The sequence below is a fragment of the Acidovorax sp. GW821-FHT09A11 genome (genome assembly GCF_059418365.1).
The window spans coordinates 259417-279805 of the sequence record NZ_JBWKPS010000005.1 but is presented as its reverse complement, the minus strand read 5'-3'; the positions used below and the strand labels follow the sequence as shown (position 1 = coordinate 279805).

The window sequence follows — 20389 nt, the reverse complement described above, 5'->3', positions numbered from 1 at the left end:
CGTGCCGGCCGCCCGTGCTACATCAGCAGGTGCTCGCCTGCGTTGTCACCGCCCAGGATCACGTAGTTCACCTTGCGGATGTCCATCAGCTTCTTGCCGCCCGCGTAGCTGATGGAGCTTTGCACGTCCTGCTCCATTTCGATCAGGGTGCTGGCCAGCTTTCCCTTGACGGGCTCCAGGATGCGCTTGCCTTCGACGTGCTTGTACTCGCCCTTGTTGAAGTCGCTCGCGGAACCGTAGTATTCCTTGTACAGCGCGCCGTCCACCTCGACGGTCTGGCCCGGCGATTCCTCATGCCCCGCAAACAGCGAGCCGATCATCACCATGCTGGCGCCAAAGCGGATGCTCTTGGCGATGTCTCCGTGGCTGCGGATTCCCCCGTCGGCGATGATGGGCTTGGTGGCCACGCGCGCGCACCACTTGAGCGCCGAGAGCTGCCAGCCGCCCGTGCCAAAACCCGTTTTGAGCTTGGTGATGCACACCTTGCCCGGGCCCACGCCGACCTTGGTGGCATCGGCCCCCCAGTTTTCCAGGTCGATCACCGCTTCGGGCGTGGCCACGTTGCCGGCGATCACGAAGGCCTTGGGCAGGTGCTGCTTGAGGTAGCCGATCATGTTCCGCACGCTGTCGGCATGGCCGTGCGCGATGTCGATGGTGATGTATTCGGGGGTGAGCCCCAGTGCCACCAACTGGTCCACGGTGTCGTAGTCGGGCTGCTTCACGCCCAGCGAGATCGAGGCGTAGCAGCCCTGGGCGTGCATGTCCTTGACGAACTGGACATTGTCCAGATCGAAGCGGTGCATGACATAGAAGTAGCCGTTCTGTGCCATCCAGGTGCAGATCTTTTCATCCACCACCGTCTTCATGTTGGAGGGCACCACGGGCAGCCGGAACGAGCGTCCGCCCAGTTCCACGCTGGCGTCGCATTCCGAGCGGCTGTCCACCCGGCACTTGCGCGGCAGCAAGAGAACGTTGTCGTAGTCGAAGATTTCCATGAGATTCCAAGCTCCATAAAGGGACGCAGCCAAACAATTTCAGCGGCGGTGGGCGCTTGGCTTGGGACCGGCTTTGTGGGCGGGGCCGTTCAGGCCGCTCCGAACCCCCGCGGTGCGCGGGCACAAAAAAACCGGACGCCAAGAAACTTGGGCCCGGTGATTGATTCTACCCGCCTGTCCGTTCCACCCTATAACGATGGTGGTATTACCGGTATCACCGGCAGGTGGATTGCGCCGCGGCGATGACCGTCCCCCGGGCATCCTGCACCCAGCCCACCATGCGCAGCCGCTCGGCCTGCGCCCCTTCGGGGATGCGCATGGACCGTGTTTCCATCCATTTCGATGGCCCCAATCCCGACACCGGCCGCTGGCCGGGCTTGCCCCATGCGCCGTGGAGCATGTTCCTGACGATATTCCGGGGCACGGCCGTGCCATCGGTTCCCGCTGGCACGGCCTCCACGAGCAGCAGGTAGAACTCCAGGGGGCCAGGCGCGGCGGTCCGGCCTGGGGTGAACGCGATCGCCGTGCCCAGGTAGTCGTTGAACGGCATGCCGTGGGCCACCCGCAGTCCGGCAGGCCGGGCTGCCTGTACCGCAGCGGTGTGCACGTCGGTGGCCTGGGGCGGCTTGCGGCCCAGCGCCTCCAGCCGGACCAGGGCGTCGCGGGCGGCAGCGGCGGCCAGCGGTGCATCCTCGCCCGCCGCGCCGGGCACGATCCAGTCCAGCACCGCCGTGCCGGCGCCGGCGGTCGGCGCGGGGGTTGCGCGGTCCGTCCAGCAGGCCTCGCAGTCCGCGCTGAGGAAGCGCTCGAAGAGGGCGGTGGGCCGTGGGGTGCCGTCGCTGCTGCAGCTGGCCTGGGCCCAGGTGGCCGCGGGTGCATGGGCGAGTACAAGGGCCACGAGGCTGGCCAGGGTGCGGGCAGTGTTTTTCATAAAAGAATGGGAGGGCGGCGGGGCGCTTTCTACAATGGCTGGATGTTCCCACAAGACCCGTTCCCGGGGGGGCCAGATGTGCTGGCGCCCACCTCCCTTGATGCGCCCTCGGCTGCGTCGCCCCTCCTGGCCCATCTGAACCCCGAGCAGCTCGCCGCCGTCACCCTGCCGGCGGGGCATGCGCTCATCCTGGCGGGCGCTGGCTCGGGCAAGACGCGGGTGCTCACCACGCGCATCGCCTGGCTGCTGCAAAACGGCTACGCCACGCCTGGCGGCATCCTGGCCGTCACCTTCACCAACAAGGCCGCCAAGGAAATGGTGGCGCGCCTGTCGGCCATGCTGCCGGTGAACGTGCGCGGCATGTGGATCGGCACCTTCCACGGCCTGTGCAACCGGCTGCTGCGGGCGCACCACAAGGCGGCCGGCCTGCCGCAGTCGTTCCAGATCCTGGACACGCAGGACCAGCTTTCGGCCATCAAGCGCCTGTGCAAGCAGCACAACGTGGACGACGAGCGCTTTCCGCCCAAGCAGCTGTCGTACTTCATCGCCGGCTGCAAGGAAGAGGGCATGCGCCCCGGCGACGTGCCCACGCACGACAGCGATGCCCGCAAGAAGGTCGAGATTTACCAACTGTACGAAGAACAATGCCAGCGCGAAGGCGTGGTGGACTTTGGCGAGCTGATGCTGCGCAGCTACGAGCTGCTGCGCGACAACGACCCGATCCGCGAGCACTACCAGCGCCGCTTCGCGCACATCCTGGTGGACGAATTCCAGGACACCAACAAGCTGCAGTACGCCTGGCTCAAGCAGCTGGCGGGCAACGACACTGGCGGGCGCTTCGAGGCGCGCGGCAGCGTGATCGCCGTGGGCGACGACGACCAGAGCATCTACGCCTTTCGCGGGGCGCGGGTGGGCAACATGGCCGACTTCGTGCGCGAGTTCGATGTCCAGCAGCAGATCAAGCTCGAACAGAACTACCGCAGCTACAGCAACATCCTCGACTCGGCCAATACGCTCATCAGCCACAACAGCCGGCGCCTGGGCAAGAACCTGCGCACCACGCAGGGGCCCGGCGAGCCCGTGCGCGTGTACGAGGCCAGCACCGACCTGGCCGAGGCGCAGTGGATGGTCGACGAGATCAAGCAGCTGGTGCGCAGCGACGGCTTCGAGCGCAAGGAGATCGCCGTGCTCTACCGCAGCAATGCGCAAAGCCGGGTGATCGAATCGGCGCTGTTCAACGCCAGCGTGCCCTACCGCGTGTACGGCGGCCTGCGCTTCTTCGAGCGCGCCGAAATCAAGCACGCGCTGGCCTACCTGCGCCTCTTGGAGAACCCGCACGACGACACGAGCTTCCTGCGCGTGGTCAACTTTCCGCCGCGCGGCATCGGGGCGCGCAGCATCGAGGTGCTGCAGGACGCGGCGCGCGCCGCCGGCTGCTCGCTGCACGATGGCGTGAGCGCCGTGCCCGGCAAGGCGGGCGCCAACCTCGGCGCCTTCGTCGCCATGGTGGACGTGCTGCGCGAGCAGACGCAGGGCCTGAACCTGCGCGGCATCATCGAGCAGGTGCTCGAATCCTCGGGGCTGGTGGAGCACTACCGCACCGAGAAGGAAGGCGCCGACCGCATCGAGAACCTGGAAGAACTGGTCAACGCGGCCGAGAGCTTCGTCACGCAGGAGGGGTTTGGCCGCGATGCCGTGGCCCTGCCGCTGGACGAGCATGGCACGCCGCTCACGCAGAGCGCGGTCAGCCAGGGGCTGGATCCCGATGCCCCGGTCGTCGACGAACCGCTCAAGCCCGTGCCGGGCATCGTGGACGCGGACACGGGCGAAACCCTCTCGCCCCTGGCCGCCTTCCTCACGCACGCCGCGCTGGAAGCGGGCGACAACCAGGCCCAGGCCGGGCAGGACGCGGTACAGCTGATGACCGTGCACGCCAGCAAGGGCCTGGAGTTCGACGGCGTGTTCATCGGCGGCATGGAAGAGGGCCTGTTCCCGCACGAAAACTCCGCCAGCGAGCGCGACGGACTGGAGGAAGAGCGCCGCCTGATGTACGTGGCCATCACCCGTGCGAGGAAGCGCCTGTACCTGAGCCATTCGCAGACGCGCATGCTGCACGGCCAGACGCGCTACAACATCAAGAGCCGCTTCTTTGACGAACTGCCCGAGGGCGCGCTCAAGTGGATCACGCCCAAGCAGCAGGGGTTTGGCTCATTTGCTCCTAATTCAGGAGCTTCTGGCGCTTATGGGTCAAGCGCTAGAGGCTCATTTGGCTTCAAGTCCGAGACCTTCGCCAGCCCGCCGGTGCCCGTGCAGAAGACCGCGCCCGCCCACGGCTTGCGGGTGGGCATCGCGGTGTTCCACACCAAGTTCGGCGAAGGCAAGGTGCTGGCCATCGAAGGCACGGGCGACGACGCGCGCGCGCAGGTCAATTTTCCGCGCCATGGCACCAAGTGGCTGGCGCTGTCGGTGGCCAAGCTCACGGTGGTGGACTGATTGAAATCATCGCCCGCCGCTCCCGCGCTGGTGGTGCTCTGCGGGCTGCCGGGCGTGGGCAAGAGCACGATCGCCCGCGCGCTGCTGGGGCAGTGGCCGGCGGTGTACCTGCGCATCGACACCATCGAGCAGGCGCTGCGGGATTGCGGCGCGCTGGGGGGCAGTGGCGTGGGGGCCGCGGGCTATGTGGTGGCATATGCCCTGGCGCGTACCCATCTTTCGCAAGGACTGTCCGTTCTGGCGGACTGCGTGAACCCCTGGGCCGAGACGCGCGCGTCCTGGCACCGCGTGGCCCTGGACGCGCAGGCGCCGATGCTGGCCGTGGAGGTGGTCTGCGGCGATCCCGCCGAGCACCGCCGGCGGGTCGAGCAGCGGGTGAGCGACGTACCCGGTCTCGTGCCGCCCCTCTGGGAGGCCGTGTGCCGGCACGACTACGTGCCCTGGGCGGCGGACAACAACCAGCTGGTGGTCGACACCGCCCACCGCAGCCCGGGCGAAGCGGCCAGGCACATCCTGGCCGCGCTGCGCGAACGCACGGCCGGCTAGGCGGGGAGGCAGCGCGCCGTGGTGTCCGGCAGCGCCAGCTTTTCAGCGTATAGCCCGCTGCGCTCGGGCGAGATCAGCGCCCCCAGGCCCTGCATCACCGTGACCTCGGCCCCGGCCTGCTGGTCCCGGTAGCACTTGCCCAGCAGTTCCAGGGTCGCCTCCAGCGCACCCGCCTGCTGTGCCGAGGTTTTCCGGAGGGTTTCGGCCTGCTGCCTGAGCCAGCCTTCATAGGCCTCCAGGCTGGCCTGCGGCAGCTTGGCGCGCTCGGCCTCGGGGATCATGCTGCCGTACAGCCCCAGGAGGCTTTGGGTCCCCGGCTGCCCCATCACCAGCACCGCGTCGTAGCGGGCCTCATACGAGCCCTGGCGGTAGATCACCTGGTGGATCTGATAGCGCAGCTTGCCCTTCTCGCCCCCGAGCGTGCGGATCAGGTCGCGCGCAGCGGCGCTGTGGCGGTCGCTGGCGAACTGCGTCTCCAGGGCCGCCGAAATCTGCGCATCGCTGGGATAGGTGATGGCCGCGGGCGAGCAGGCCGCCAGGGCGCCCACGGCCCCCATATACAAAAAGCCACGAAAGATAATTGATTTCATATTTGTGACAATAAAACAGGAGATTCCATTCATTTTCTTGAAAGTATGGATTTCTGAATGTTATTGCGGGTTTCATGATGATTTGAAGTGTAAAGACTTGTTTGTTTTTACGGTGGATTATGGAAGTGCGGCGGCATCGTTCAAATGTGGGAATGCACCCGCTGGCGGAGTAAGTGCTTGTCCTACATGCCAAAACCCCGTGCGGCTCAGAGCGCGGATCCTGGGAGGTACGACCTGTGGATAACTCGGAAAATGCCAGCCCGGGCCGGGCCTACATTTCTTTACGGTGTGGACGGGTGCGCGCCTCAAGAATTCGTTCGCAGGCCGCAAGCGGCTGCTTCGTCAATTAATTTCAACCCTTCGAAGGATTATTGATATGCGCAAACTTGCCATTACCACCGTCGCAGCACTCGCATTTACCTGCAGCGCAGCTTTCGCCCAGAGCGGCAACGTCGCGATTCCCGGCCTGATCTCGGGCAAGGGCTCCGCCGGCTCCGAAGTGACCAACAGCCGCATCACCGTCACCAACAACAAGGCCACCAACGTCATCGCTGGCGGCGGCAAGGCCGGCATCAAGGTGGCCGAGATCTCGATGGAAGGCGTGGCCAACGTCAATAGCGTCAACATCACCGGCTCCAAGATCCGCAACTCGGACATCACCGTGAGCGGCAACGAAGCCACCGACATCAAGGCCATCGGCGGCACGGCCAACGTGAACAGCGTCAACATCAACTGACCGGCGTGCCGCGGGTCCGTCCGGCAGCCGCCGGCCGGACCGCAAGCCGTCCGACCATCCTGTCCATCCAGAAAAGGGGCTGTGAGTGCACACAACGCGCAAGACGCAACGCCATGAAGCCGCGGCGCTCTGGCTGCTCGGTCTTTCCGTGGCCCTGGCGCCGCTGCGCGGTCAGGCGCAGGAGTCCATGCTCGCCGGGGTGGGCTGGCACAAGAACAGTGCCGGCACGCAGGTGGACGCGGGCAGCCAGATCCAGGTGCTCGGCAACCGCTCCACGGGACCGGTGATCTCCACCGGCGGCAAGGGCTCCGCCCTGGCCAATGTCGGCATGCGCGTGGACCTGGCGGGCACCGCGCAGGCCAACGGCATCGGCCTGGCAGCGATGGATGTGCGCCAGTCCCAGGTGCAGGTGCTGGGCAACCAGGTGACGGGCTTCGTGCACGCCCTGGGCGGTGCCGCCACCGCCAACATGGTGCTGGCGGCCAGCGCCACGGGTACGAAGCAGCTCACGGCGAGCCGCCTGATCGTGCAGGGCAACCGCGCGGCCGACGTCGCGGCCTTCGGCGCCAAGTCCGAGGTGCTGCTGGGTACCGGTTCGCTGCAGATGCCCGGCCGCGCCACGGCCAACAGCGTGCTGCTGGATGCGACCGACGTGCGCAATTCCGAGGTGGCGCTGGTCGGCAACGAGGCCCGTGGCGTCACCTCCATCGGCGGATCAGCGCTCGCCAATGCGCTCACCGCGGCCCGGTCCACCCTGGAGGACACCCGCATCCTGCACACCGGCAACCGCGCGCAGGACGTGCGCGCAGGCGGCGGCAGCGCCGGCGTGGGGCGCGGCACCATTGCCCAGGTGGATCTGACGGGGGTGGCGGCGGCCAACGCGGTCACCCTGGCGTCGAGCGAGCTCAAGGGCGCGCAACTGGTCCTGGCGGGCAATGAAGCGGCCCAGGTCATCGCGACGGGCGGCAGCGCCCTGGCCAACAGCATCAGCTTTTCCGACCACAAGCTCGCCGGTTCGGCTGGCTACCAGGCGGGCGTTTCGGGCAATACCGCACGCAACGTGCAGGCCTGGGGCGGTGAAGGATCCATTCTCGGCGGGGCGCTGGCCGACGTGCGAGTGTCCGCCTCGGCCCTGGCCAACACCATCTCCGTGACCCGGGGCGAACTGGCCGAGGGGCCCGTGCACCGCCTCAGCGGCAACCAGGCGCGCGATGTGGTCGCGACCGGGGGCGGGGCGGCGGCCAACAGCCTGTGGCTGGACAACGCGACCGTGCGGGCTGGCACCGTGCTGCTGGCGGGCAACGTGGCCGACCAGGTGCGCACGGCCGCAGGCTCGGGCACCATTGGCGGTGGCCTCGTCGGCGCCCTGGAGCGCAATGGCCGCGCACTGGCCAACACCGTGGTGGCGGACCACCAGTCCACGCTGGAGCGCGCCGCCGTCACGGTCAGCGGGAACCACGGCCAGTCCATCACGGGCTCGGGCGGGCTGGCCGCGGCCAACACGCTGATGGTGAGCGAGGGCCGCGTGCAGGACACCGCCCTGACCCTGGCGGGCAACCGCGCCGACGGGGTGCGGTCCACCGGCTATGCGGCGCAGGCGGGCGGGGGGCTTCTGTTTTCGGCCAGCCAGCAGTCGGCCGCGCTGGCGAACACGCTGGCGGTCACGGGGTCGCAGCTTGATGCGCAGACGCTGACGCTGGCGGGCAACACCGCATCGCGGCTGACGGCACGCGGAGGCGCGCTGCTGGCCAACAGCATTGCATTGGAAAACGGCGCGGGCGCGCCCTCGCGCCTGTCGGCGGCGGGTGTGCTGAGTGGCAACACGGCCAGCGACATGAGCACCGCAGCGGATTCGGTCTCCGGCGCGGGGGGGCTGGCCGGGCGCGAGAGCCGCGCGCGGGCCGCCGCCAATGCCCTGGTGCTGCACGACGATGCGCTGGTGGATGCATCGTCGCCCTGGCTGATCGCCGGGAACTCCGCGCGCGGCGTGCACGCGCCCGGAGGCACCGCCCTGGTCAATGTGCTGGCGGCCTACCGTGGCGCGCGGGTGCAGGGCAGCCCGGTGGTCATCGCGGGCAACACGGGCGAGGACATCCGCGCCGCCGGCAGTGGCGCGCAGGCACTGGGCGTGGGCACCAAGTCCAATGGCGTGCTGGCGGCCAACGGGCTGTACATGGATGGCTCGGGCGCCACGGCGCTGGCCCGCAGCACCCTGCAGGTGGTGGGCAATACGGCCCGGCAGCTGAACGCGGACGGTGGCCGCATCAACGCCAATGCGCTGTCGGTCAACGCCCAGGGCCGCGTGGAGGCCAGCACGCTGACGCTCGCGGGCAACACGGCGGCCGACGTGCGCAGCGAAGGGCGCGAGGGCACGGTGGGCGGCTTTGCCGCGTTTGGCAGGGGCGTGGGGCAGGCCAATGCCAACGCCATCCAGGTGCTGGGGGGCATGCGCGCGGCCAGCCTGCAGCTGATGGGCAACACGGCGGGGCGTGTGTTCGCCACCGAGGGCCTGGCGGCGGCCAACAGTTTTTCGCAGGGCTCCGGTGGCCGCGTGGACGGGGTCCAGGCGCTGGTGGCCGCCAACACGGCGGTGTCCACCCAGGCCGAGCAGGGCAGCACGGCGCTGGCCAACAGCGTGCAGGCCGACGGGACGCTGCAGGGCAGCGCGGTGCAGGTGGTGGCCAACCAGGGCAGCGCCCGCGCCGCCAGCCGGGACGGGCTGGCCAACAGCGTGCGCGCGCAGGGCCGTGGGCGCGTGGCCGGCTCGTCGGTCACCGTGACCGCCAACCAGGGCTCGGGCGAGCAGGGGGTGGCCAACAGCGTGGACATCGCGGGCACGCTGCAGGGCGGCAGCATCACCATCCTGGGCAACCAGGGCTCGGCGCGGGATGGCGGGGCGATCAACAGCGTGGTGGGCGATGGCCGCATCTCGGGCAGCCAGATCACCATCATCGGCAACGCGGGGTCGGCCAGCGGCGGGCTGGCCAACAGCGTGCGCGGCGGGGGGAGCATCACGGCGTCGAGCATCACCATCCTGGGCAACCAGGCCAGTGCGCAGGGTGTCAGCAGCAAGGTCAACAGCGTCACGGGATCGGGCTCCATCAAGGGCAGCCAGATCCTGATCGCGGGCAACACGGGCCGGGCCAGCGGCGGCGGCCTTGTCAACGGTGTGAACAACAGCGGCAGCATGGCGGGCGCGCAGGTCGTGGTGACCGGCAATCAGGGCAATGCCACGGGCGGCGGCACCGTCAACAGCGTGGACAACCGGGGCCAGCTCTCGGGCCGGGTGCTGATCGCGGGCAACCGGGGCAGCGCCACGCTGGGCGGCACGGTCAACTCGCTGGTGAACCACGGCGTGATGGCGGGCACGGTCGTGATCGCCGGCAACCAGGGCCATGCGGCCGTGGGCGGCGTGTCCAACTCGGTGGTCAACCAGGGGGTGATCACGGGCGCGGTGACCATCGTCGGAAACATGTCGGCCGCCGCGGCGGGCATGACCTCTGGCAGCGTGCGCAATGTGGGCGGGGCCATCACCGGCGTGGTCGGCGTGGCGGGCAACACCCCGTTTGCCGCCAATCCCGGCTACACGTACGCCATCCCTTCCACGGGCGTGGTGAACCAGTCCGTCACGGTGCTGCCGGCCGTGAACCTGCTCAGCATGTAGGGCGGCGCTGCCTGGCGGGTGCGCAGCGGCGCGTTTTTGGTTTTCAGTGGATGAAGGAGTCGCAATGAAAAATCTGGACGAAAACTCCCATCGGCGCACGCTGCGCGCCCTGGGCCTTTGGTGCGGGGCAGGGGCACTGGCGCTGATGGGCGCCGGCGCGCAGGCCCAGCTGGTGAACTACGGCGAACAGCTGGGCGCCTACAAGGACATGGCGCAAAGCGGTGTGCGGCTCAACGACGGGGTCTATCCGTCGGTGAGTGCCAAGGCCCGCGTGAACCGCGCCATCTCGCAGAACACGCTGGTGGACCAGAGCGCGCTGGTACAGCCCGACGGCACGCTGAAGCTGCCCGACGGGCAAAAGAACATCGTGATCCGTTCCACGTATTCCGATGTGCAGCGCGCGCCCGACGGCACCCTGCGCATCGCCAGCCCCGTGATCCAGGGCAACGTGAACGGCAACGTGACGCTGTACGTGGAAGGCAAGGGCGTGGAAAACATCACCGTCCTCAATTCCGGCCGCTGACGGCCGCGGGCCTTCTGCCTTGCAGCCCCGGGAGAGCGGGGCTTTTGATACCACCACCACAACAAAGAACCATGACGAAAAGAACATTGCGATGGGGAGCGCTGGCGCTGGCAGTGGCCACGCTCGCTGGCTGTGCATCCACGGAAAACGCCCTCAAGGACGCCAATACGCTGCTGCAGGAGCGCGAGGCCGACAAGCTGCTGCCGGTCACCAACCTGAGCCCCTACGCGCTGGCGCTCGGCCGCTTCGGGCGCATGCTCGATGTCTACAAGGAAGGCGATCCCGTCATCTACATGCAGACGCGCAGCATCCTGGATGCCACCAACCTCTCCAGCCCGCTCGTGGGGGCGGAGATTCCCGGCGACATCACCGAGATGGTGCGCACGGCCGTCAACCGCATCGGTGCGCGCGTGGTCTATGTGCCCTACCACCCGGACTACCTGGTGTCGCAGGCCCAGCTGGGCGCCAAGTTTGGCGTGACCATGCCGGACTTCCTGATCACGGGGGCGCTCACGGAGTTCGACCGTGCCATCGCGGGCGCGGGGCGCGTGAATTCGGCGGGCATCGAGTTCGGCAAGGGCAACGGCAAGACCACGCTGGGAGGCGACATCAAGCGCACGGCCATTTATTCGGCACTGGCGCTGGACCTGAACCTCGTGAGTTTCTCCACGCAGCAGATGGTGCCCCAGGTGCAGGCCTCCAACGTGGTCAAGGTGCTCAACTTCAGCTCCGAGGACAACGCCAGCCTGGGCTTTTACGGCGATGCCTTCGGCTTCAAGCTGGAAGGCAAGTACCTGCAGGGGCGCCATTCGGCCATCCGCACGCTGGTGGACCTGAGCGTGCTGGAGCTGATCGGCAAGGCCACCAACACGCCGTACTGGCGCTGCATTCCCAACGGCACGCCGGACCCCGTGGTGGTGGAGAACATGCGCGCGGCCTACAACGGGCTGACGCCCGAGCTCAAGCTGGGGCTGATCCAGGTGACGCTGCGCAAGTACGGCGAGCCGCTGCAGGTGACGCAGAAATACGACGACGAGACCCGACAGGCGCTGGAGAAGGTGTATGCGCAGCGGTACCCCTCCCTGGGCGCCGTGGACGTGATGACCTGGCAGGGTTTTGAGCCCCTGTTCTTTGGTGTGCCCATGGCCTGGGACACGGCGCAGGCACCCGCGTTGGCCGGTGCGGCGCCAGCGCCCGGCGGCACCCCGGCGGGCACGAAGGCTGGCACATGATGCGTGGCGCCCGCATGTTCTACCGCTGCGCGCCCTGGGTGGTGGGGGCTGCCCTGCATGCGCCCGCCTTCGCGCAGCTGCCGCCGGCCGCTCCGCCGCCGCCTGCACCCGCGCCGGCACAGCAGGCGGCGGCCCCCGGGGCCACGGCGGGTGCGCGTTTCCTCGAAGCGTGCAACGAGGCGCTGGAGCGCGGCGTGGCCGAGCTGGGCTGCCAGGGGCCGATCTACCGCAACGAGCTCGAGCGCCTGAAGCGCGAAGCCCTGAACACGCAGAACCCGCAGCTGCTTTCGTTCGTGGGCGATGCGTACCAGAACCCCCGGTCCGGCCTGGGCGACATGGGCCAGGCCTACCGCTGGTACCTGCTGGCCGCCGTGCGCGGCGATCCGCGCGCGATGCAGCGCCTGACGGAGATGAACCGCAAGGGCCAAGGCGTCCCCAAGGACAACGTGCGGGCCCTGGGCTATGCACGCCTGCTGGAGCGCATGAGCCAGCCCGACACCGGCACCCACCGCAATGTGGTGTCGGTGATCAACGAACTGGGCGCGGAAATGGCCGTGGAAGAAGTGGCCCTGGCCGAGCGCTTCGCATCGGAACTGGAGGCGCGCATCCAGCGCCAGGCTGCGGGGGAGGGCTCCGACAAAGGCGGTGACCCGCGGCCCGCGGCGGCGGGGGCCGTTCGGCCGGGTTCGGTCCTGCCGGGCATGTCGGCCGTGCCCCGCCCGGCCTCGGGTGCGCCGGCGCCGGCTGCGGTGCCTGGGGGCAGCTTGCCTGGAACGCCCGGAAAGGCACCGCCCTGATGCGAGGTTTTCCCACCATGAACGGCACATCATTGTTCGCGCTGCTGTTGCTGCTGGCGTGTGCCACGGTCCGGGCCGCAGGCCCGGTGGGGCCCGTGGGTCCGGTCGGCCCCGTGGGGCCCATCGGGCCCGAGCGCGCCGGGCCGCTGGACCCGCCTCGCCAGGGCCGCGCGAACCCCGTGCCACGGCCTGCCGCGCCAGTGCAGCCTGCCACCAGCGCTGCCAGCGGCGCGGGCGCGGGCAACCGCATTGAGGTCTCGGGCAATACCGCGTCCGGCACACGTTGCGCCGCGGATGGCTCGGCCTCTGTCAACAGCGTGGACGTATCGGGCGCGCGCCTGGAGGGCCGCACGGTCATCGTGCAGGGCCGCAATGCGAATGACGTGCGCACCGGCGATTGCCCGCAGCCCCCGAAGGCAGGGGGGGCGGCGGGCCAGACCAACAGCATCCGCATTCGCTGATGCGTGGCGCCCGACCCGCCGTTCCGCAGCCCCCCCTCGCAAACCGCGCCACGGCAACCACCATGGACAGTGATTGATGAACCAGGAGCACCAGACACCATGAATTCAACGACTCCCGTGTGGACGCCATCGCGCAGGGGGGCGGCCCTGGCCGTGGCCGCTGCCGCCGTCGTGCTGGCAGCGTGCAAGGAGCGCGCGCCGGAGCCGCAGGTGGCTGCGGCGACCGCGCCCGTGCCCGCCGCGGGCCCCGCACCCACTGCACCTGCAACCCAGGCAGCGCCAGCACCGGCACCGGCGGCCGCGCCAGCCGCCGCCACGCCCAAGAAGGTCCCCATGTCCATCCAGGGCGTGGCCGCCGCGGGCGTCACGGTGCGCGTCAAGGCGGTCGAGATCGGCGCGGACGCGACGGTGCTCGACGTGAGCATCTCGTTCGCCAACCGCATCACCGACACCACCATGCTGGCCCTGGCCGACACCTACCTGCAGGATGAGAGCGGTGCCCGCCTGCACATCAAGCGGCCCGACAACAACCGTGACATCACCATCCGCGAGGGCGAGACGCTGGACGGCCAGCTCGTGTTCATGGGCGCCGTGGCGCCGTCGGCGCGCAAGCTCAAGCTCGTGTTCAACGATGGCAACCAGGGCGACAACATCGTGGCGCCGGGGCTGGTCGTCGACCTGCCGCTGCAGGGCGGCTGATGCGGGATCCGGGCTTGGCGGCCGCCGGGGCGCACGCCGTCGCGCCGGCCTGCGCCCTGCTGATAGCGCTGGCGGCTTGCGGGCCGGCACATGCGCTGGAGGTCGTGCGCAGCGGCCGGGCGCTGGGCGCCGTGCCCACGCGGCTGGTGCCCGCATCGGGCGCGCCATCGACCACGCTGCGCGCGCAGGAGCCCGCGGGCGGGCTGGTGGGACGGCGCCAGGACACCACGCTGCAGCGCAGCGCAGGGCCGCAAACGATCCTGCGCGAGGCCGAGGTGCCCAGGGAGCGGCTGGAGCAGACGCGCGCCCTGCTGGCGGAGCTCAAGGCCCGGCCCACGCCCGAGCAGGCCATCTCCATCGACCTGCCGGCGGACGTGCTGTTCGATTTCGACAAATCCGACCTGCGCGCGGACGCGGCGTCCTCGCTGGACAAGGCGGCGGAACTCATCAAGAGCTATGCGGCGGCGCCGCTCACGGTGGTGGGCCACACCGATGGCAAAGGCACCGACGCCTACAACGACAGCCTGTCGCTGCGCCGCGCCGAGGCCGTGGCGCGTGCACTGCACCGCCAGACAGGCCGGCAGGCCGCTGTGCAGGGCCAGGGCAAGCGCCAGCCCGTGGCGCCCAACACCACGCCGGACGGCCGGGACGACCCGCAGGGCCGGCAGCTCAACCGGCGCGTTCAGATCCTCATCGGCGTGCCGCTCCGGGAAGGCAGGTAGACCATGGCCCTTGTGCGTTGCCCGGAATGCGGGCGTGAAGTCTCGTCGAAGGCGCCCGCCTGCCCGTCCTGCGGCTACCCCCTGCAGGCCCAGGGCGCTTCGCCCGCGGAACCCCAAAACGCGCTGCAGTCGCCGCATGTGTGGGGCCGTGTGGCCTTGGCCCTGGGCGCGTGGCTGGTCACCCCCTGGATTGCCAGGCTCATCGTGGCGCTGGCGGTGTGCGTGCTGGCGTATTTCATGTTCACCGGGCGGTGACCTTGCGCGTCCCGGAGGGTTCGCGCTTGCGAGTCCACAGAGCGCATCAATGCGCCAAGGTGCCTGCGCCATGGGCGCCCGCCAGCGCCACCGCATCCGCGCCCGCCGCATAGCGCAGCCGCGCTGACGCATCGTTCACCGCCGCCCACACGGCCTCGGCCACATCCTGCTCGGTCGTCACGGCCGCGGGCTGGCCCAGGGCGGCGAAGACGGACTGGGCGCAGGGCGCATAGGCGGGAGGGATCAGCCCCTGCATGCGCTCGGCGCCATTGGCGGTGAACTGCGTGGTGGGCGCATAGCCGGGCTCCACGAGTTTCACGCGGACGCCAAAGGCCTCCAGCTCGAAGGCCAGCGAGGCGGTGAACCCCTCGATGGCGGTCTTGCTGGCGGTGTAGGCGGCCACGAGCGGCATGGGTGCCAGGGTGGCGCTGGACGTGACGTTGACCACCAGGCCCGCGCGCCGGCCGCGCATCTGCGGCAGCACGGCCTGGGTAACCGCCATGGTGCCGAAGGTGTTGGTGTCGAAGATGTCGCGCACCGTGGCCATGGGCGTGGCCTCGAAGGCGCCGAACAGGCCCAGGCCCGCGTTGTTCACCAGCACGTCGATGGGGCCTGCGGCCTGCAGCGCCTGGGCGATGCTGTCGGACCGGGTCACGTCCAGCGGCAGGATGCGCAGGCGGTCCGATGGCGGCAGCAGGTCAGTGCGCGGGGTGCGCATGCTGGCGATCACGTTCCAGCCCTGGGCGTGGAAGTGGCGGGCGGTGGCAAGGCCGTAGCCGGACGAGCAGCCGGTGATCAGGATGGTCTTCATGGTGAAACTCCGTGGATGGGTTGCGATAGAAAGTGGTGCAACGATATCGAGCCGGAGCCGGATTAACTACAATCAAAAGTCTGATTTTCTTTTGCAGGAGTCCGACCGTGGTCGATCCCCTCGCGCAGGTCATCGCTCTGCTGCGGCCGCGCGCCGTGTTCTCCAAGCTGATCAGCGGCGCGGGGCCCTGGGCCGTGCGCTATGGCGAGTTCGGCAGCCCGAGCTTTTGCACCATGCTGGAGGGACAGTGCGTGCTCGCCCTCGCGGGGCAAGAGCCCGTGGCGCTGGAAGCGGGCGACTTCGTGCTTCTGCCCGCGACACCGGGGTTCACCTTGTCGGGCATGGAGCAACCGGCGGCGCCGGTGTTCATGGACCCCCACCGCATGCCCGCGCCAGACGGCGAGCATGGGCTGCGCCATGGCACGCCCGATAGCCCGCCGGACATGCGCATGCTGGGCGGCTACTTCGAGTTCGACTCCCCCGACGCCGCGTTGCTGGTGTCGCTGCTGCCGGACATGCTGCACGTGCGCGGCGTGGAGCGGCTGCCGACCCTGGTGCAACTGGTGCGGCAAGAGTGCCTGGCCGCGCTGCCGGGCCGTGAACTGGTGCTGGACCGCCTGGTGGAGGTGCTGCTGATCGAGGCCCTGCGATCGAGCAACCGCGATGGTGCGCCCCCCGGGCTGCTGCGTGGGCTGGCGGACGCCCGCGTGGCGGTGGGCCTGCGCCTGATGCACAGCGCCCCGGAGCGGTCATGGACGGTGGACGCGCTGGCCCGGGAGGCGGCGTTGTCACGGTCCACTTTTTTCGAGCGCTTCCTGCGCGCCGTGGGGGTGCCGCCCATGGAATACCTGCTCGCCTGGCGCATGGCGCTGGCCAAGAACCTGCTGCGCAGCGGTGGCGGCGTGGGGCTTCATGAGGTCGCGGAACGCGTGGGCTACAGCTCGGCCAGCACGTTCAGCACGGCGTTCAGCCGCCATGTCGGGCTGGCGCCCGGCCGCTACGCGCGCCAGCAGCAGTAGCAGGCCTGCGGGTTGGTTGCTATGTTTTATATAGCTGGTTGCGCTTGTCCATCAAGCGCTGGGGGCACTTTTCATTCCAATTTTCTGCGCCAGCACCCAGTGGTTGTCCAGCCGCACATCCTGCAAGCCCCGGCCATGCGGGTGGCGCAGGGGCGCGGCGGCCTGCGCGCCCTGCAGGCTGGCGCCCAGGCCGCCTGCCCACAGCGCTCCGCCTTGCACCGCCAGGGGGCAGGCCTCGGGCAGGGGCACCAGGCCCTGCCACTCGCCCTGCAATGAAAACGTGGCAATGCCGTGGGCGCGGGGGCAGCTCACGGCCCAGCCGGCGGGCGTGGCGGCCATGCTGCCGCCGTAGCCGTGGATGCCCTGGGCGATGGCCTGGGGTGCAGCCACCACGCGCAGCGCCGTGCCGTCGAACAGGGCCAGCACCGGGGCGGCGTCCTTGGCGGCTGCGTCGTCGTGCTCGGCCTGCAGCGCGATGCCCAGCGTGGTTCCATCGGGGCTCCATGCCAGGTGGCGCAGGCTCAGGCGGGGGTCCTGCAGGCGCCATTGGCCCAGCAGCCGGCCCGTGCGGGCGTCGAGCCGCACGAGCGATGAGTCCATGGTGCCCAGGTCGCGCTTGACGCGGCCTGTTTCTGGCGCGGTGGGCACGCCGCCGTTGGCGACGATCAGCGTGGGGGCGGCGCTGCCTTGGCCCTTGCTCTTGCCGCCCTGCGTGTCCCAGAGCAATTCATGCGCGTCGATGCCGTGGGTAGGCCATTCGGCGGTTTTCGCGAGCGTGTGGGCGTCGCGCGCCACGATCAAGCTCGCGCCGGTCTCGGCGTCGGTCTCGGTGGTGTACAGCCGCTGGCCATCGGCGCTGGCGAGCACGTGGCCGTTGAAGGAGCGCTCGCCGTCTTGCCACAGCCACTGGGGCTCGCTGTCTTTGTCCGGCTGCCAGCGCACCAGCCAGTCGCCGGGCCGGCGGGCGGTGGCCAGCACGGAGCCGTCAGGCAGCACGCACAGGCCGTGGGCGCGCGTGGGCACTTCCAGCGATGCGTGGACCTGCAGCGCCTGCCCGGCACCCTCCTGCGTGGACAGCACGCCGATGTGGAAGCTGCCCTGGTGTTCCCATGCGGCAGCCAGGTGCACGCGGTCACCGGTTTTGGCGAAGACAGCTCCTGGCGCAAGCACGCAGGCGCCCAGGCCCCCGAGCAGGGCCAGCGCGTGGCGGCGGTGCAGAAGATCAGTCACCGTCCGCGTCCGAAAACCCGATGCTCACCTGCAGCGCGAGCGCCACTTCGGACTCGGCCAGGAACTTCAGCGCCGCCAGGTCCCTGGCAGCCTGCTGGATGGCCGCCTTGTTCTGCAGGCCGGACTTCTGCACCTGGGCCATCGACGCATCGACCTTGCCGGTGGCCTGGCGCAGCTTGTCGGCCAGCGGGTTCAGGCCCTTGCCGCGCAGGTACATCTCGAGCGGCACCAGCGCCTCGCCGGCGGCGGGGATGTCGGCATTGGCGTGCAGGGTGGTCAGGCTGCGCAGGCCGCCCCAGGTGGCCGCCCAGGCCGCCAGCGTGGTGCCGCTGGCGGTGCGGGGGTAGTCGGGCGTGCGGGCGCCGGATCCCGATCCAGCGGCGCGCAGCGGCTTGTCCATCTGCGCCCAGCGCAGGCGCTCGATGCCGCCCACCCACTGGTTCACGAATTCGCCGATGGCCTGGGTGGACGCCTCCTGCTCGTCCTCGGCGCCCCAGTCGGTGGCCGCCGCATCGGCATAGGCCTTGGCGAGCGCGGCGGATTCCCGCGCCACATCCTGGGCCACTTCGTGCGCGTAGCCGCAGGCGGGGCTGCCGGGCTGGGCCGGGCGCGTCCACAGCAGCCATTCCAGCGCGGGCAGGCCCTTGGCGGGCGTGCCGATGCGCTCGAAGGCCTTGGCGCCCTGGGGCTGGGCAGCGATGGCTTTGTCGATCAGCGCGGGGCGCGTGGGCGTGAAGTCGATGGCGCGCTGGCTGCGGCGTGCGATGACGGGGCCCACGGACACGGCGGCGAGTTGCTCCCACGCGCGGGCCGTGGCCTGCCAGGCGGCGCGTGCGGAGTCGAGCGCGGCCTTGCCGTCTGCCGCCGGCGCCTGGCACAGCGCCGCCACGGCGGGCACCAGGGCGCGGGCATCGCGGTCAAAGTCCTGTGCGCGTGGCAGGGCCCAGTGGCCGTAGATGCCTTGCAGGGCGTGCACCGTGTCGTAGAACGGCACGGCGTTGCGCTGCCAGGCTGGGATGGGGGGGGCAGTGGGCGCCGCAGACTGTGCCTGCGCTGTGAGAGGGGGCAGGGTGGCCAGCAGCAGGGCGGCTGCAAGGAGGGATGTTTTCATTGCCGGGCCGCCCCAAGATGAAAACGCGGCACCCTCGGGGGGCAGCGACCACACGGAGTGGGGAGCGTGGGGGTAAATTCTCATAACGACTCCACGAACTTCACGAGCGCGTCACGGTCGGCTTTCTTCATCCTGAGCACTTGGTTCTTGGCCTCCTCGGCCTCGCCGCCGTGCCACAGCACGGCTTCGAGCACGCCGCGCGCACGGCCGTCGTGCAGCAGGCGGGTGTGGCCGTTCACGTCCTTGATCAGGCCCGTGCCCCACAGCGGCGGGGTCTTCCACTGCCGGCCGTTGGCGCCAAAGTCGGGCCGGCCGTCGGCCAGGCGCTCGCCCATGTCGTGCAGCAGCAGGTCGGTGTAGGGCGCTATGCGCTGGCCGTTCAGGGCCTTGCTGGTCAGCTGCGGGAAGGGGCCTTCCTTGGTGACGTAGCTCGGGCGGTGGCAGGTGGCGCACTGGGCCTGCGCAAACAGCGCCTGGCCGCGCAGCACCTGCGCGTCGTTGATGTTGCGACGCGCGGGCGGGGCCAGCGTGGCCTGGTAGAAGATCACGTCGGCGAGGGTCTTGTCGTCGATCTCGACGCCGGGCTGGCCTTGGTCGCCACCGCTCTTGCCGCTGGGTGCGTCCAGGCAGTCCTTCTGCGTGGGCGTGCAGGCCTCTTGCGCGAAGTGGCGCGAGGTGATGCCCATGTCGCCCAGGAAGGCGCCGCCCGTCTGGTGCGCGATGGTGGCCACGTTGGCCTTCCAGCCGAAGCGCCCGACCATCATGCGGCCGGCGGGGCCGTCCCACACCTTGTTGGGCACGCCCTTGATGGGGCCGGGGGCAGCAGCCTGGTCTGCGGCGTTGGCCAGGATGTCGGCCTCGGCGATGGCTTCGAGCAGGCCCACGCCGATGATCTGGGGCGCGATACGCGGGCTCGTCATCACGTCCTTGTGCAGGGGGCCGTAGCCCAGGTCGGCAAAGCCGTACGTGGGCTTTTGCAGCGTGTAGGGCGTGCCGTCGGCAAACTTGCCCTTGATGGTGTCGTAGCGCAGGGTCACGCGGCCTTCGGGCTTGACGCCCTGGATGGCCGCGTTGTTGAACTGGTCGCCGTACACCGGGTCGTGCACCGGCCCGCCGTGCACGTCGGTGCCGGGGATGGACAGGCGGATCAGCAGGGCCACCGTCGGGTCCTTCGTTTCGCCCAGGCGGTTGAAGATCGCTGGCGGTTCGCCCCGCCCGTCCTGCACATGGCAGCCGCCGCACGAGCGCGCGATGAAGTGCGGGCCGAGGCCGTCGCGCGCCTTGGTGGAGGCGGGCGCTTCCACCCAGTTGCGCCGGAAGAACGAGTTGCCGATGACAAAGCGCGTGCGCTCCTCATCGGTCAGGTTGGCGGCCGGGAACGAGAAGGCATTGCGCCCGGTGGCGAACACCGTGGTCTCGCCACCGGTTTTTTCGCCCAGCGGGTCGGGCTGGGGCGCCGCCGTCAACGACTGCAGGCCCAGGCCGCCGAAGCCGGCGAGTGCGACGATGACGGCGGTGCTGGCTGCCGCCAGGCGCAGGGTGCGCCGGCGGGCAATGGCTTGCGCAGGCTTCAT

General features: G+C 69.6%; 19 protein-coding genes. 12 read left to right on the top strand and 7 right to left on the bottom strand.

The genetic code is table 11. The features are described from left to right. Positions 1-17: 17 nt before the first annotated feature. Together AC07PV_RS15580 and AC07PV_RS15575 are read right to left on the bottom strand one after the other, a co-directional pair. Complete coding sequence (locus tag AC07PV_RS15580; protein ID WP_218340031.1) at positions 18-995, bottom strand: GMP reductase; 978 nt, start codon at positions 993-995, stop codon at positions 18-20. A 214-nt stretch (positions 996-1209) separates the two neighbouring features. Beyond that, the gene (locus tag AC07PV_RS15575; RefSeq protein WP_494630674.1) at positions 1210-1926 is read right to left on the bottom strand and encodes a hypothetical protein; all 717 of its coding nucleotides are present in this window, start codon (positions 1924-1926) and stop codon (positions 1210-1212) included. Between the two features lie 42 nt (positions 1927-1968). Between AC07PV_RS15575 and AC07PV_RS15570 the strand changes: the two genes are divergently transcribed. Continuing rightward, positions 1969-4419 carry a UvrD-helicase domain-containing protein gene (locus tag AC07PV_RS15570; RefSeq protein ID WP_492253687.1) on the top strand — a complete coding sequence of 817 codons (2451 nt, stop codon included), beginning with the start codon at positions 1969-1971 and terminating at the stop codon, positions 4417-4419. After that, positions 4420-4965, top strand: a complete 546-nt coding sequence (locus AC07PV_RS15565) for a P-loop nucleotide/nucleoside kinase family protein (protein WP_494630673.1) — start codon at positions 4420-4422, stop codon at positions 4963-4965. On the opposite strand, the gene AC07PV_RS15560 is transcribed toward AC07PV_RS15565, so the two are convergent. Continuing rightward, positions 4962-5555 (bottom strand): hypothetical protein, encoded by a 594-nt coding sequence (locus AC07PV_RS15560; protein WP_255594735.1) that lies wholly within the window; start codon positions 5553-5555, stop codon positions 4962-4964. The genes AC07PV_RS15565 and AC07PV_RS15560 overlap by 4 nt on opposite strands. A gap of 376 nt (positions 5556-5931) precedes the next feature. On the opposite strand from AC07PV_RS15560, the gene AC07PV_RS15555 reads away from it, so the two are divergent. From AC07PV_RS15555 to AC07PV_RS15515, 9 genes are all read left to right on the top strand, one after another. Beyond that, on the top strand, positions 5932-6291 hold the full coding sequence (locus tag AC07PV_RS15555) for a hypothetical protein (RefSeq protein ID WP_218295692.1): 360 nt from the start codon (positions 5932-5934) through the stop codon (positions 6289-6291). An 85-nt stretch (positions 6292-6376) separates the two neighbouring features. Further along, positions 6377-9955, top strand: coding sequence for a beta strand repeat-containing protein (locus AC07PV_RS15550; RefSeq protein WP_494630671.1), 3579 nt, complete (start codon positions 6377-6379; stop codon positions 9953-9955). Positions 9956-10019: 64 nt separating this feature from the next. Continuing rightward, positions 10020-10478, top strand: coding sequence for a hypothetical protein (locus AC07PV_RS15545; RefSeq protein WP_218295691.1), 459 nt, complete (start codon positions 10020-10022; stop codon positions 10476-10478). Between the two features lie 71 nt (positions 10479-10549). Further along, positions 10550-11710, top strand: coding sequence for a CsgG/HfaB family protein (locus AC07PV_RS15540; protein WP_255591088.1), 1161 nt, complete (start codon positions 10550-10552; stop codon positions 11708-11710). Then, on the top strand, positions 11707-12507 hold the full coding sequence (locus AC07PV_RS15535) for an SEL1-like repeat protein (protein ID WP_255591089.1): 801 nt from the start codon (positions 11707-11709) through the stop codon (positions 12505-12507). The genes AC07PV_RS15540 and AC07PV_RS15535 overlap by 4 nt, the downstream gene beginning before the upstream one ends. A 17-nt stretch (positions 12508-12524) precedes the next feature. Further along, positions 12525-12968: a hypothetical protein gene (locus AC07PV_RS15530; RefSeq protein WP_494630670.1), complete on the top strand. Its 444-nt coding sequence runs from the start codon at positions 12525-12527 to the stop codon at positions 12966-12968. A 99-nt stretch (positions 12969-13067) separates the two neighbouring features. After that, positions 13068-13667 carry a DUF4352 domain-containing protein gene (locus AC07PV_RS15525; RefSeq protein ID WP_218340036.1) on the top strand — a complete coding sequence of 200 codons (600 nt, stop codon included), beginning with the start codon at positions 13068-13070 and terminating at the stop codon, positions 13665-13667. Then, a complete protein-coding gene (locus AC07PV_RS15520; RefSeq protein WP_494630668.1) occupies positions 13667-14389 on the top strand; it encodes an OmpA family protein in 723 nt (240 codons plus the stop codon). The genes AC07PV_RS15525 and AC07PV_RS15520 overlap by 1 nt, the downstream gene beginning before the upstream one ends. Before the next feature lie 3 nt (positions 14390-14392). Beyond that, positions 14393-14644 carry a zinc ribbon domain-containing protein gene (locus AC07PV_RS15515; protein WP_218295687.1) on the top strand — a complete coding sequence of 84 codons (252 nt, stop codon included), beginning with the start codon at positions 14393-14395 and terminating at the stop codon, positions 14642-14644. Between the two features lie 46 nt (positions 14645-14690). Here the strand turns inward: AC07PV_RS15515 and AC07PV_RS15510 are convergent, their stop codons facing one another. After that, positions 14691-15455 carry an SDR family oxidoreductase gene (locus AC07PV_RS15510; RefSeq protein ID WP_494630667.1) on the bottom strand — a complete coding sequence of 255 codons (765 nt, stop codon included), beginning with the start codon at positions 15453-15455 and terminating at the stop codon, positions 14691-14693. Positions 15456-15562: 107 nt separating this feature from the next. Here AC07PV_RS15510 and AC07PV_RS15505 point away from each other — a divergent pair, with 107 nt between their 5' ends. Further along, positions 15563-16474, top strand: coding sequence for an AraC family transcriptional regulator (locus AC07PV_RS15505; protein WP_218340038.1), 912 nt, complete (start codon positions 15563-15565; stop codon positions 16472-16474). A gap of 51 nt (positions 16475-16525) precedes the next feature. Here the strand turns inward: AC07PV_RS15505 and AC07PV_RS15500 are convergent, their stop codons facing one another. The 3 genes from AC07PV_RS15500 to AC07PV_RS15490 all read right to left on the bottom strand — a co-directional run bounded on the left by AC07PV_RS15500 (position 16526) and on the right by AC07PV_RS15490 (position 20389). Further along, positions 16526-17704 (bottom strand): DUF1513 domain-containing protein, encoded by a 1179-nt coding sequence (locus tag AC07PV_RS15500; RefSeq protein ID WP_494630666.1) that lies wholly within the window; start codon positions 17702-17704, stop codon positions 16526-16528. Then, on the bottom strand, positions 17697-18815 hold the full coding sequence (locus AC07PV_RS15495) for an imelysin family protein (protein ID WP_494630665.1): 1119 nt from the start codon (positions 18813-18815) through the stop codon (positions 17697-17699). The genes AC07PV_RS15500 and AC07PV_RS15495 overlap by 8 nt, the downstream gene beginning before the upstream one ends. Before the next feature lie 80 nt (positions 18816-18895). Next, positions 18896-20389, bottom strand: a complete 1494-nt coding sequence (locus AC07PV_RS15490; RefSeq protein ID WP_494630664.1) for a di-heme oxidoreductase family protein — start codon at positions 20387-20389, stop codon at positions 18896-18898.